Annotated in this window: 14 protein-coding genes; 5 read left to right on the top strand and 9 right to left on the bottom strand. The window is 64.3% G+C overall.

Translation table 11 applies throughout. From position 1 onward, the window contains the following. Nucleotides 1-191: 191 nt before the first annotated feature. Nucleotides 192-2,378, top strand: coding sequence for a malate synthase G (locus HALO32_RS02160; protein WP_151442150.1), 2,187 nt, complete (start codon nt 192-194; stop codon nt 2,376-2,378). A 152-nt stretch (nt 2,379-2,530) separates the two neighbouring features. Further along, nucleotides 2,531-2,944, top strand: coding sequence for a PaaI family thioesterase (locus tag HALO32_RS02165; RefSeq protein WP_151442151.1), 414 nt, complete (start codon nt 2,531-2,533; stop codon nt 2,942-2,944). Here the strand turns inward: HALO32_RS02165 and HALO32_RS02170 are convergent. Then, a complete protein-coding gene (locus HALO32_RS02170; protein ID WP_151442152.1) occupies nt 2,920-3,312 on the bottom strand; it encodes a DUF423 domain-containing protein in 393 nt (130 codons plus the stop codon). The two genes, HALO32_RS02165 and HALO32_RS02170, sit on opposite strands and share 25 nt — an antisense overlap. A 253-nt stretch (nt 3,313-3,565) precedes the next feature. Here HALO32_RS02170 and trmB point away from each other — a divergent pair, with 253 nt between their 5' ends. Further along, on the top strand, nt 3,566-4,306 hold the full coding sequence (gene trmB / locus HALO32_RS02175; RefSeq protein ID WP_151442153.1) for a tRNA (guanosine(46)-N7)-methyltransferase TrmB: 741 nt from the start codon (nt 3,566-3,568) through the stop codon (nt 4,304-4,306). 196 nt (nt 4,307-4,502) lie between these two features. On the opposite strand, the gene HALO32_RS02180 is transcribed toward trmB, so the two are convergent. Beyond that, nucleotides 4,503-5,417, bottom strand: coding sequence for an AEC family transporter (locus HALO32_RS02180; RefSeq protein ID WP_151442154.1), 915 nt, complete (start codon nt 5,415-5,417; stop codon nt 4,503-4,505). 108 nt (nt 5,418-5,525) lie between these two features. On the opposite strand from HALO32_RS02180, the gene HALO32_RS02185 reads away from it, so the two are divergent. After that, complete coding sequence (locus HALO32_RS02185) at nt 5,526-6,035, top strand: hypothetical protein (RefSeq protein WP_151442155.1); 510 nt, start codon at nt 5,526-5,528, stop codon at nt 6,033-6,035. Between the two features lie 2 nt (nt 6,036-6,037). Then, the gene (locus HALO32_RS02190; protein ID WP_151442156.1) at nt 6,038-6,634 is read left to right on the top strand and encodes an SCO family protein; all 597 of its coding nucleotides are present in this window, start codon (nt 6,038-6,040) and stop codon (nt 6,632-6,634) included. A 13-nt stretch (nt 6,635-6,647) separates the two neighbouring features. On the opposite strand, the gene HALO32_RS02195 is transcribed toward HALO32_RS02190, so the two are convergent. The 7 genes from HALO32_RS02195 to HALO32_RS02225 all read right to left on the bottom strand — a co-directional run bounded on the left by HALO32_RS02195 (nt 6,648) and on the right by HALO32_RS02225 (nt 12,753). Further along, nucleotides 6,648-7,715 carry a prolyl oligopeptidase family serine peptidase gene (locus tag HALO32_RS02195; RefSeq protein ID WP_225809668.1) on the bottom strand — a complete coding sequence of 356 codons (1,068 nt, stop codon included), beginning with the start codon at nt 7,713-7,715 and terminating at the stop codon, nt 6,648-6,650. Continuing rightward, nucleotides 7,708-8,400, bottom strand: a complete 693-nt coding sequence (locus tag HALO32_RS02200; RefSeq protein WP_151442157.1) for an FKBP-type peptidyl-prolyl cis-trans isomerase — start codon at nt 8,398-8,400, stop codon at nt 7,708-7,710. Before HALO32_RS02200 ends, HALO32_RS02195 begins: the two co-directional genes overlap by 8 nt. 147 nt (nt 8,401-8,547) lie before the next feature. Beyond that, nucleotides 8,548-8,991, bottom strand: a complete 444-nt coding sequence (locus HALO32_RS02205; protein WP_151442158.1) for a universal stress protein — start codon at nt 8,989-8,991, stop codon at nt 8,548-8,550. 17 nt (nt 8,992-9,008) lie between these two features. Continuing rightward, nucleotides 9,009-10,292 (bottom strand): TRAP transporter large permease, encoded by a 1,284-nt coding sequence (locus tag HALO32_RS02210; RefSeq protein WP_151442159.1) that lies wholly within the window; start codon nt 10,290-10,292, stop codon nt 9,009-9,011. Between the two features lie 30 nt (nt 10,293-10,322). Then, complete coding sequence (locus HALO32_RS02215; RefSeq protein ID WP_151442160.1) at nt 10,323-10,901, bottom strand: TRAP transporter small permease; 579 nt, start codon at nt 10,899-10,901, stop codon at nt 10,323-10,325. A gap of 211 nt (nt 10,902-11,112) precedes the next feature. Next, entirely contained in the window at nt 11,113-12,135 is a 1,023-nt protein-coding gene (locus HALO32_RS02220) for a TRAP transporter substrate-binding protein (protein WP_151442161.1), read from the bottom strand. Nucleotides 12,136-12,237: 102 nt separating this feature from the next. Further along, a complete protein-coding gene (locus HALO32_RS02225; protein WP_151442162.1) occupies nt 12,238-12,753 on the bottom strand; it encodes a TIGR02444 family protein in 516 nt (171 codons plus the stop codon). Nucleotides 12,754-12,762: the final 9 nt, after the last annotated feature.

The raw sequence follows: 12,762 nt of genomic DNA on the forward strand, positions 1-12,762 counted from the left end.
TAGCGCCAAGCCGACAGGCCGGCCAGCAATGCCTTGGCCTAATCATTTGGTCTAGCGGCAAATGGCAACAGGCCTGTACGGGTTTACATATGGAAGTATTTTCCACAAAATCAGTGCTACGCAGTCATCATTCCCTTCCGGTCGGTCGGTGCCAGGGGGCACCGAGCAGCCAAGCATGAGGAGCACGACCCATGACCCAACGCATCACTCGCCATCGCCTGCAGGTGGCCGCCGAGCTGGACCATTTCATCAATGAGCAGGCCCTGCCGGGCACCGGTGTCGACCCCGAGGCCTTCTGGGCCGGCGTCGACGCCCTCTTCCACGATTTGACCCCGCAGAATCGCGAATTGCTCGCGGAGCGTGATCGCCTGCAGGAGAAACTCGATGCCTGGCATAGCGAGCACCCCGGCCCGATCCGCGACATGGCGGCCTACCGTGCCTTCCTCGAGGAGATCGGTTACCTGGTGGATGCCCCGGCCGACGTCAAGGTCACGACCGGCAACGTCGACCGCGAGATCGCCGTCCAGGCCGGGCCGCAGCTGGTGGTGCCGGTCAACAACCCGCGCTATGCGCTGAATGCCGGCAATTCCCGCTGGGGCAGCCTCTATGACGCCCTCTACGGGACCGACGCCATTTCCGAGGAGGGCGGTGCCGAGAAGGGGTCGAGCTTCAATCCCAAGCGTGGCGAGAAGGTCATCGGCTATGCGCGTGGCGTCCTCGACCGAGCCGCGCCGCTGGCTACCGGTTCCCACCACGATGCCGTCAAGTACGTGCTGCGCGATGGCCACCTGGTGGTCTCGCTGGACGGCGGTCGCGAGACCGGTCTCAAGGACCCGGGCAAACTGGTGGGTTTCAACGGCCCGGCCGAGAGCCCGGAGTCCGTGCTGCTCGTCAACCACGGCCTGCACCTGGAGATCCAGATCGATCCGAGCCACCCGATTGGCAAGACCGACCCGGCCGGCGTCAAGGACGTGGTGGTCGAGGCGGCGCTGACCGCCATCATGGATTGCGAGGATTCCGTGGCCGCGGTGGATGCCGAGGACAAGGTCGGGGTCTATGCCAGCTGGCTCGGCCTGATGAAAAGCGACCTGGAGGAGCAGGTCGAGAAGGGCGGCGAGACCATCACCCGCCGCCTCAACGCCGACCGCACCTGGCACAACACCGAGGGGGGGACCGTTACCCTGCCGGGGCGCTCGCTGATGTTCGTGCGCAACGTGGGCCATCTGATGACCACGCCAGCGGTGCTGGATGCCGATGGCAATGAGCTGCCCGAGGGTATCCTCGACGGCATCGTCACCGGCCTGATTGCCCTGCACGACCTGAAGAAGGGCGAGAACGAGGCGCGCAACTCGCGCACCGGCTCCATGTACATCGTCAAGCCGAAGATGCATGGCCCGAAGGAAGTCGCCTTCTCCAATGCACTGTTCGGGCGCATCGAGGATATCCTCGGCATGGCTCGCGATACCCTGAAGATGGGCATCATGGACGAGGAGCGTCGCACTTCGGTCAATCTCAAGGCCTGCATTGCCGAGGCGACCTCACGGGTGGTGTTCATCAATACCGGCTTCCTCGATCGCACCGGTGACGAGATGCATACCGCCATGGAGGCGGGCCCGATGATCCGCAAGGGTGACATGAAGGGCTCCGCCTGGATCCAGGCCTACGAAAAGAGCAACGTCCTGGTCGGTCTGGCCTGTGGGCTGCGCGGCCGCGCCCAGATCGGCAAGGGCATGTGGGCCATGCCCGAAATGATGGCGGCCATGCTCGAGCAGAAGATCGGTCACCCCAAGGCCGGCGCCAACACCGCCTGGGTGCCGTCTCCCACCGCCGCCACCCTGCATGCCCTGCACTATCACCAGGTGGATGTGGCGGCAGTGCAGCGCGAGATGGAAGGTCAAGGCGAATCGGACCTGCGTGAAACGCTTCTTGACGACCTGCTTACCGTTCCGGTGGCCGAGTCACCGCAATGGAGCGACGAAGAGCGTCAGCAGGAGCTGGACAACAACTGCCAGGGCATCCTCGGCTACGTGGTGCGCTGGGTGGAGCACGGTGTGGGCTGCTCCAAGGTGCCGGACATCCATGACGTGGGGCTGATGGAGGATCGTGCCACCCTGCGGATCTCCAGCCAGCACATTGCCAACTGGCTGCGCCATGGCGTGGTCGACGCCGACCGGGTCCGGGCGACCCTCGAGCGCATGGCCAAGGTGGTCGACCAGCAGAACGCCGACGACCCGACGTATACGCCGATGAGTGCCGACTTCTCCGCCTCGACGGCCTTCCAGGCCGCCAGCGACCTGATCTTCAAGGGCCGCGAGCAGCCCGCCGGCTATACCGAGCCGCTGCTGCATCACTGGCGTGCCATGCACAAGGCGAAATAATCGGCTTCGGGCTCAGCGCAGCGGAGACAGCGATATCCGTAGCTCGTAGCCCATAGCGTGTGGCCATTAAGCGCCCCGGCTACCTGCCTGGGGCGCTTTCGGTTATGTTGACGCAAGCGTCACCTACCCCATGAATCGCATGGAGCCTGCTGATGACCGTGATGACCGCCGCTGCCATCGAGGACTTTCTCGATGAGGTCTTTCCCCAGCGGATGGGGACCATCGAGGGCGTCGACGAGATGCGCGCGACCATGAGCCTGGCCATCGACGACGAGCATCTGCGACCCGGCGCCAGCGTGTCTGGCCCCACCCTGATGGGGCTGGCCGACGTCTGCCTCTATGTGGCGATACTGGCCCAGATCGGTCCCGAGCCGATGGCCGTGACCAGCGACCTGCATTGCCGCTTTCTGCGCCGCCCGCGCGGAGATCGCGACATCATCGCCAACGCGCGCATCCTCAAGCTGGGTCGGCGCCTGGCCGTGGGCGAGGTGCAGCTCTTCTCGGCCGGCGATGAGCGGCCGATGGCCCTGGTCACGGCAACCTATGCGCTGCCGGACAACGACTGAGCGCGCAATACCGCCACGGCCAGCGCCAGCCAGCCGCTGATCATCAGCACACCGCCAAGTGGGGTAATCATGCCCAGGCCGCTCAGGCCCGTCAGTGCCATGGCGTAGAGCGAGCCCGAGAAGAGCCCCATGCCGGCCGCCCAGAGCCCCAGGGCCAGCCGCTGGCCGGCCAGCGGGCATGATACCCGCCAGACCAGCACGGTCAGCATGGCCAGGGTATGCCACGCCTGGTAGCGCACCCCGGTCTCGAAGGCCGCCGCCAGCCGCGGTGCCAGCTGCCCCTCCAGCGCATGGGCGCCGAAGGCGCCGGCCATCACCACCACTGCGCCGGATAGTGCCGCTCCGAACCACCAACCTCTGTCCCGCATCCTCTTTCCTTGTGTCGCTAATACCCAAGATGGTGGTGCTGGCTCACGCGAGAGGCGCCGGGGACAGGCCGAAGAGGGGGGCCTATGCCATGGATGGCATCGGTAGCCCCCAGTGAGGGGTTCACAACGCCCCTAGCAGGCCTGTCGCCGGATCAGCCTCGAAGCGATCAGCATTCGTACCGTACCCCGGGAAAGCGTAAGCCGCTACAATACCGCCCCCCGATTCACCGCTGGCGACGAGTGCCCCAAGCCCATGAACGACCCGCGACACGACGACAAGACGACCGGCCTCGAGGGGCCGAATGCCCCGCTGCATCGCCGCGGCATCAAGAGCTACGTGCTGCGTGCTGGCCGCACGACCCAGGCCCAGACCCGGGGACTCGAGGAGGTCTGGCCGCGCCTGGGGCTGACCCTCGCCGATGGCCGCCAGGACCTCGATGCGCTGTTCGGGCGACAGGCTCCCCGGGTGCTGGAGGTTGGCTTCGGCATGGGGGGCTCCTTGATCGAGCAGGCCGAGCGTCACCCCGGCACTGACTTCATCGGCATCGAAGTGCATGCGCCGGGAGTCGGCAAGCTGCTCGATGAGGCCGACAAGCGTGGCCTGACCAACCTGCGTGTCTACCGCGAGGATGCCCTGGCAGTACTCGAGCAGTGTCTGCCCGAGGCCAGCCTGGATACCCTGCAGCTGTTCTTTCCGGACCCCTGGCCGAAGAAGAAGCATCACAAGCGCCGCATTGTCCAGCCGGCCTTCGTCGAACTGGTGCGCGGCCGACTCAAGCCTGGCGGCACCCTGCACATGGCCACCGACTGGCAGGCCTATGCCGAGTGGATGGCCGAGGTGATGGAGGCCGCTCCGGGCTTCGCCAACACCGCCGGCCCTGAGACGGCCCCCTATGTGCCACGTCCCGAGTTTCGACCGCTGACCAAGTTCGAGGCGCGCGGCGAGAAGCTGGGACACGGCGTCTGGGATCTGATCTTCAAGCGGGTCGACTGACCCGGCCGAGCAAAAGAAAGCCGCCCCGGAAGAGGCGGCAAAAAGACCGTGACTAGCAATGAGAGGGAGAAACCAAGGCAGGAGACTGGCGGGTTCCTGCTTGGTGTGGCGCCTCATCAACGCCACGATATAAGCGTAATAATTCTCGTTTTCTCTGTCAATACAAATACGAACGTTTTTCGTTAACTCTCTTTCTTCAACCGGCCAGGCGTAGCCAGAGCGGCAGGGTCACCATGGCCAATAACGTCTGGCCGGTGATCAAGGCCGCCATGAGCTCGGCATCTCCTCCCAGCTGGCGGGCCAGGATATAGGCCGAGGTGGCGGTGGGCAGAGCGGCGAAGAGCAGGGCCACATCACGGGTCACCGGGTCCAGGCCCAGCAGTTGGGCCAGTACGAGCACCAGGGCCGGCATCAGCCCCAGCTTGACCAGGTTGGCGGCCCAGACCCCGCGATCAAGCCTCAGTAGGGCGGCGGGGCGCAGCGCTACGCCCACCGCCACCAGGCCCAGTGGCAGGGCAGCCCGGCCCAGCAGCTCCACGCCGGGCTGGCTCCAGCCCGGCAGGCCGATGCCGCTCACATTGAGGATGATGCCGGTCAAGCAGGCCAGGATCAGCGGGTTGCGGGTCAGGGCGGCGAGGCTCTTGCCCAGGCTTGCAGAACCCAGGGTGCCGGCAGCGATGAAGCTGACGACGCAGAGGACATTGACCACCGGCACCATCAGCGCCACCGCGACCGCGCCTACCGTGGCCCCGGGACTGCCGTGCAAGGCGGCAGCACCGGCCACGCCGACATAGGTATTGAAGCGGAGTCCCCCCTGAAAGGCTGAGGTGAAGGCGGGCGGATCGAGCCGCAGCCAGTTGCGCAATGCCCAAAGCAAGAGGCTGAACAGGCCCATGGCACCGAGCAGGGCGATGGCCAGCCGGGCCACCGGCACCTCAGCGACATTCGCAGTGGCCAGGGTCGAGACCAGCATGGCGGGAAACAGCAGGAAGTAGATCAGCCGTTCCATGCGTGGCCAGAAGTCGCCGCCCGGCTGGCGCCACCAGCCGAGCCCGGCGCCCAGCAGGATGAGCAGGAACAACGGCCCCAGTGCATCGCCCACGCCTTCCATGACACCTCCCGTGTGGTAGCCCCTGCGACATCCTTGCGCACTTCGCCGCAGGCAAATGCTGATAAGCTTACCGCTATCCTGCCACCAATGGAGGCCCCGCTCTCCGCCATGTCACAACCTAGTCTGTCATCGGCAGGTGCGGCGCGCCCGCCGCTGCTGCACCTGCTGATCGCCATTACCTTGGTGACCCTGGCCATCGCGCTCTGGTATCTGACCCGCTACACCCTGCAGGACGAGGCCGACGTGCAGTGGCATCCGCCGGGCGAAATGTCCTGCGATCTGCATTCGGCGCCCTGCACGGTGCCTCTGGGACAGGACGTCTCGTTGCGCCTGACGATCGCCGCCGAGGGTCCCATCCGCGCCCTGGAGCGCCTGCCGCTGGAGGTTCACCTGAGCGGCATACAGGCCGATTCCGTCCGTGTCGACTTTGTCGGCCGTGACATGGACATGGGGCTGCACCGTTTCCCCCTCGAGGCCGTGGGGAGCGGTGTTTTCCGCGGAGAGGGGCAGGTAGCGATTTGTACCGAGGCGGTCATGCCCTGGCGCGCCAAGGTAGTGGTGGACACGCCGCAAGGGCGCCTGGGAAGCTGGTTCGATTTCGAAGTGACGAGGCGATGAGCATGAAGCGACGAGGCATCTGGCTGGGACTGGGCGCGATACTGGTGGTGATGGCGGTTGGCATCGGTTTCTACCAGCATCAACTGAGGGACCGGGCGAATGGCGAACCCCAGGGAGGGCCTATAGACCTACCCTCGACCGAGGGCGAATTCTCGCTGAGCCAGCTCGACGACGATCAGCTGGCGGTCGTCTTCTTCGGGTACACCTGGTGCCCGGATGTCTGCCCGATGAGCCTTGCGGTGGTGCGTCAGGTGATGGGGCGTCTCGATCCCGAACAGCGGCGCCGGGTGGTGCCATTGATGGTGTCGGTGGACCCAGAGCGAGACACGCTGGCACGATTGGAGGAGTATCTGGGCTTCTTCGGGGAGGAGTTCATCGGCGCCACCGGGAGTCAGGAGGCGCTCGAGGAAGTGACCCAACGCTACGGCGTGGTCTGGCGCCGAGTGGAGACACCGGACTCCGCCATGGCCTATACCATCGACCACAGCGCCTCGCTGTTCCTGGTGGACCCCGAGGGCGAGATTAGACGCCGGGTGTTGCACTCGCCCACATCGGGGCCACTGCAGGCTGCCCTGGCTCAGGCGCTGAAAGAAGGATAATGCGCCGGCCGGCTCACTTCTCGTCGGGTGTCTGTTGCAGACGTTCGATCATGGCCATCAGCGCGCCCGTCTGGGAACCCTGGCGGCTGTCATGCAGGGGGTCGAGTTGCCAGGTGCTCTCGGCAAAGCCCCACCAGTCCCAGCACCCCTGGGGATTGGGCAGGCTGGTTTCCGCCTGAGGGTAGAGCACCACTCGCTGATTGGCGGCGGCCCACTCGTTGAGGCCACTGTGGCGAACGAAGGCCTCGTCGATCTGCTCGACATCCATGGCACAGCCATGCAGTGCCACTGTCAGCTTGCAGCCACCTGCCTCGCAGCCCGCCGGCATGAACAGGTAACCGGCATCACCCAGCCCTCGAGCGTCGAAATCCGACTGGTCGAAGCGCACGAGCTCGCCCTGTGGCTTGCCCGGCTCGGGAGGTGTCAGGTCGCCGTGCAGCCAGCCCAGCATCTTTCCGGCAATGTCCAGGTCACAGGCCAGCAGGTGGGTGCCGCCCCCACCACGGCAATCCGCCAGGGCGTCCACGGGCGTGCCCGGGCGCGTTGCCAGCGGCCAGCCGTGGCCGGCCTGCTCGCTCGTCATGAACCTCAACTGGTCATCCGGTGAGGCCAGCCAGTCGCGGAACTGATCGGCCAGGACCTGGCTCAGGGCCGGGTCCACGGTCTCGTCTTCGCTGCCATGCCAGATAAATACCCGCAGGTCGGCCAGGGCATCGGGGTCGCCCACCAGGTCCCGGCGCGCATAGGCGTCATAGCGGTTCTGCAACTCCGTGAGATCGGGCATGCCCCGCTGAGTCATCATGCACTGGCCCAGAGCCAGGCCCAGCGAGCCCCGGGCGCAGGCCCAGGGCCCGGCGGCAGCCACGCCCAGCCCGGCGAATTGCTCGGGCCAGGCTACCGCTAGCTGAGTCGCCATATACCCCCCCGAGGAGACGCCGAGCACGCTGGTCCCGTCCCGGTCGATATCGAGGTGAGGTAGCTGTCCCGGGCCTTCCTGGGCGGCCACTGGGGCCGCCAGCCCGAGGCAGAGGCTGGTGGCGGCCAGGCAGCGAAAGGCGCTCATCGGGGCAGGGTCACTCACCGGCCACGTCAAGCAGTTCGACCTTGAAGATCAGTGTCTCGTGGGGGCCGATGGGACCCTGCCCCTGGGCGCCATAGGCGAGGTCGGAGGGGATCACCACTTCCCAGGTGTCGCCCACGCTCATCAATTGAAGGGCTTCCTGCCAGCCTTCGATGACCTGACCGACCTGGAAGCTCACCGGCTCGCCGCGCTCGTAGGAGCTGTCGAAGACGGTACCGTCGATCAGGGTGCCCTCGTAATGGACCTCGACGGTGTCGTCGGCACCTGGGGTGGCGCCGTCGCCGGATTCAAGCTCGCGGTACTGAAGGCCCGAGTCGGTGACCGTTACCGCATCCTGTTCGGCGTTCTCTGCCAGGTAGGCCTCGCCTTCGGCGCGGTTGGCCGCGGCCTGCTGCTCGGTCTCGGCCTCGCGAGCGGCCATGGCCTGCTGCTGGAATGCCGTCAGGGCCTCGGCCATCTCCTCGTCGCTCATTGCCAGCTCGTCGTCGCCCTCGAAGACGTCACGGATGGCCTGGGTAAAGGCATCGATGTTCAGCTCCTCGACATCCTGCTGGATGCTCTGGCCCAAGGTCACGCCGAGGCTGTAGCTGAGCTTTTCGTCGTCGGTCTCTGGCGTCGCGGCCAATGCCAGGGGAGCGGCGGTCATCAGAGCCGCAAGGGAGGCGGAGGTCAGTAGTGTCTTCATGAAGGAACCTTGTGGTCTGGCGCAGCAGCGCCTTGAATGAGTGTCGGATAATGCATGGGAACCATGGGACCCTAACAGGACCGGGCCGGTTCCGCACCCGCCTGTCATGGAGGGGGAAACCGGCCCGGTGAGGGGCGTTCCCGAGGGTCAGACGATCAGGGTCGGGCAGCTGGCAGAGCCGGCCACTCGCTGGGAAACGCTACCCAGGAGCAGACTCTTGTCACCGTTGGTGCCCTGGGAGCCGATCACGATCAGGTCGCACTCGCGCTTGCGGGCGAAGCGCACGATGGTGCGCGACGGCCGCCCGCCCTTGACGAAGCCGCGTACCTTCTCGGCCGGTACCCCGAGCTCTATGGCATGGGACTTGGCGTGCACCGCGATCTCGGTGGCGTACTCCTTGAGGACGTCATCGGGCAGATCGAGCCGCTCGGGCCGCACCATGGAGAGCGAGGCCTCGAGCAGGCTGTGGTGCTTGAAGACACACAGGATGTAGAGCTCTGCCCCGGTCAGCAGCTGTAGCCCAGCGCCTTTCTCCAGCGCCTTGAGGGCGCCCTTGGAGCCATCTACCGGGATCAGTATCCGATTGAACATGCTCGTTACTCCTTGGATCAGCGGAAGGCTACGTCGCGCAGGAAGAGAGCGATTTGCGGGAACATGATCAGCAGGGCCGCCGCCAGAATCAGGATGCATACGAAGGGTGGTGTGCCCTTGATCACATCCCAGTAGGGCCGTTTGAAGATGGCGATGGCGGTGAAGATGTCACAGCCGAAGGGTGGCGTCGCCGAGCCGATGGCTACTTGTAGGGTGATCAGGATACCTACCAGCACCGGATCGAGCCCGGTGGCGGCCACGGCCGGGGCGAAGATCGGCGTCAGCACCAGGATTACCACGATCGGGTCGACGAACATGCAGGCCACGAAGAAGGCGATGCAGATGGCGATCAGTACGCCGGTGGGGCCGGCCTCGTTGATACCGGCTGCGGCGAGGATCTCCTGGGGGATCTGGGCGAAGGAGATGATCCAGGAGAAGCCATTGCCCACCGCCACCAGGATAAACACCACGGCGGTGATCAGGCCGGTGGACTTGGCGATGGCGTAGATATCGTTGACCTTCAGCGAGCGGAAGATCAGAAACTCCAGGAAGATGGCATAGAGCACGCAGGCCGCCGCCGCTTCGGTGGGGCTGAAGATCCCGCCATAGATGCCGCCCACGATGATCACCGGGAAGCCCAGCGGCCACAGGGCCATGCGAACCGCGGTGAAGCGCTCGCCCCAGTTCGACTTCGGCTCGGTGGGCACCTTGCGGACGATGGCGTAGATCACGCAGTAGAGCGAGAACATCAGCAGGATCATCATCCCGGGGCCGATGCCGGCGATAAACAGTTCGGCGATGGAGGTTCCCGAGATGACGCCGTAGATGATCATGCCGATGCTCGGCGGAATCAGGAAGGCAATATCACTGGAATTGATGATGAGTGCCAGGGAAAAGGAGTCCGAATATCCGGCCTTGAGCAGCTTGGGACGCAAGGGCGAGCCGATGGCCACTACCGTGGCCTGGGTGGAGCCCGATACCGCGCCGAACAGGGTGCAGGAGGCGGCGGTGGAGACCGCCAGACCTCCCTTCACGTGGCCGATGAAGGACATCACCATATTGATCAGCCGCTCGGCCGACTGGCCTCGGGTCATGATATCGGCGGCGAGAATGAACATGGGCACCGCGATCAGCGAGGCGGGACGTATACCGGCCATCATCTGCTGGATGAGCGTTTCCATCTGGCCCATGCCATTGAACATCATGAAGAAACCGATGACCGCCGCGGTGATCAGCGGGATCATCATGGGAAAGCCCAGCAGTAGCAGGGCGATCATGGTGGTAACCATTATTGTCGTCATTGTTCGCTCTCCTGGGCGTTCTGCCCTGCGTCAGACTTCCGTTTCCGTGTCCTTGTAGCCGTCAAGCACGCTGGTCGACAGGTAGACGTCCCGTGACGTCAGGTTCTTGATGGCGGTAAGCAGGTACTGGATCCCGGTAATCAGAAAACCCAGGGGGGCCCAGAGGTAGATGATCCAGATCGGCATCCCCAGCGCCGGCAGGATCCTGCCCTTGGACTGTAGGTCCAGGATGAAGAAGATCGAGAAATAGAGCAGGAAGAACATCACCAGTGAGGTGAATAGCGCAATGACGATCATCAGCACTCGGCGGCCGCCAACCGGCAGAGCGTCATAGATCGCCGACATGCGGATATGGCGCCCGTGGCGGGCGGCATAGCCGATGCCGGCAAAGGTGATCATGATGATCAGGATGCGGTTGATCTCGCCAGAAAAGAAGATGCTGTTACCGAACACGAAGCGGGCGATGACATTGGCGATGGTGTTGAAGGCCATTAACAGCACACCGAGCGCCAGTATCACCGCTTCCAGCTTGCTTATCAGGGTATCGATGACCCCGAGTGGGCCAGGCAGGCCCGAGCGATAGTGCTTTTCGGACTCTTCATCGGACATGTCCGCACTCCCTTATCTGCATGCAAGACGGGAAAATCGGGATTCCCTTATAGCCAGCATACGTGTGGATCCTTGGCAACGGAGCCGCCGACATCAACGCTGGGTGCACGCTGCCATGTCAGCCAAGCTGATGCCTGTAACCGCATCTGCAGAAACAACGGGGGGGCGGCCCGGACAGGCCACCCCCCTTGAAGGTCGAGGCCGGCAGTGATTACTCCGCGTCGTCGCTCACGGCTTCGAGGTCGGCCTTGAACTGGTTCAGCAGTTCCTGGCCGCGCTCGCCGGTCATGTCGATGAACTCTTCCTCGACCTGAGGTGCACGCTCCTTGAAGGCCTGGATCTGCTCCTCGTTTAGGCGGGTCACAGTAACCTCGTCGGAGGCCTCCTGGATCTTCTCCAGCGACTCCTTGGCCAGGCCCTGGATGTGCTCGATGGTGTGATCATAGGCGGCATCGGATGCCTCGCGGACCAGCTCCTTGTCCTCGTCGGAGAGACCCTCGAAGAAATCCTGGTTGGCCATCATCGCGGTGGTGAACCAGCCATGGCTGGTGAAGGTCAGGTGCGGGGAAACCTCGTAGAGTTTGCCGGACTCGATCCAGAAGATCGGGTTCTCCTGACCGTCGATGATGCCGGTCTGCAGGCCACCATAGACCTCGCCCCAAGGCAGCGGCGTGGGTGTCGCGCCGAAGGCATTGTAGGTTTCTGCCAGTAGCGGGTTGGTCATGGTGCGGATCTTCTTGTTGCTGAAGTCCTCCGGCGACGTGATCGGCTCGTCGGCGGTGACCACCATCTCGCCTTCCGGATACATCTGCAGCAGCTCGAGCCCATGCTCCGCATAGAGCTTCGGGAACATCTCGTTGATGGCTTCGCTCTCGTCGAAGAACTCGAGCACCTGATCCATGTCGGTGGGCATCAGATAGGGGATGAAGAAGATCTGTGCCTCCGGGATCAGTGAACCGGTGAAACCGGGCGACTGGTTGACGAACTGCAGGATACCGTTCTGGGTCTGCTCCATGATGTCGTCGGACTCGCCGAGTTCGCCGAAGCGGTAGATCTGCACGCTGTGATCGGAATTCTCCTCGACATACTCCTTGAAGGCGACGGCGAAGACATCCTGAACGTCGCCCTCGTATTCCTCATGGGCGTAGCGCCAGTTGTCGGCGAAAGCGGCGGTGGACATGCCAAACATCAGTGCGCCAATACCGGCGCCCGTCAACAGCTTATGTGACTTCATACTTGGTCCCTCTGCAGGTTTGTCCTGTGATGGAGGATGCATCCATCAGCTGGTTTGAGTGAACATGACATTCACTTTGCTAAACTCAGGCTAGCCCGGCCGTCATGAGGGGTCAAGCGAGCCTTTCAGGGCTTGCAGGGCGCTAAGATGAGGTTTTTGCTGCAATTGCAGTTGCTCGGAGAGATGATCGTCCAGGCGGGGAGAAGGGCTGGGCAGGGCCCAGAGCCGGTCGCTCTCGAGCGCCAGCCGTTCCAGGCGCGACAGGGCCTCGCCCTCTGCCTGGAGCTCGGCCTGCTGAAGCGTCCGGCGCAGTGTGGCAACGGACTCTCGCTGACCGGCCTCGGACTTCAGCTCCCGACGCAGCCGGCGCAGAGGCGCCGTGACCCGCTGCTGCCAGCGGCGGACCGCGTCGGTGCAATCGTTGCACGCCAGCCCATGATGATGCAGCCAGCAGTGCCAGAGCAGCTCGCAGACATCCACGCCCGCCTCGTCCTGAAGTTCCAGGCAGGCTTCTTCGACGCCGTCGCTCGCATACAGGGCCAGAGCGAATTCCCACAGGGGGGCGTCGAGCAGTCGGGCCCGCAGAGCGGCCGGCAATTGGGTAGAATCGTGGGTCATGACACGGCT

The organism is Halomonas lysinitropha, from assembly GCF_902500215.1.
Taxonomy (GTDB): domain Bacteria; phylum Pseudomonadota; class Gammaproteobacteria; order Pseudomonadales; family Halomonadaceae; genus Halomonas; species Halomonas lysinitropha.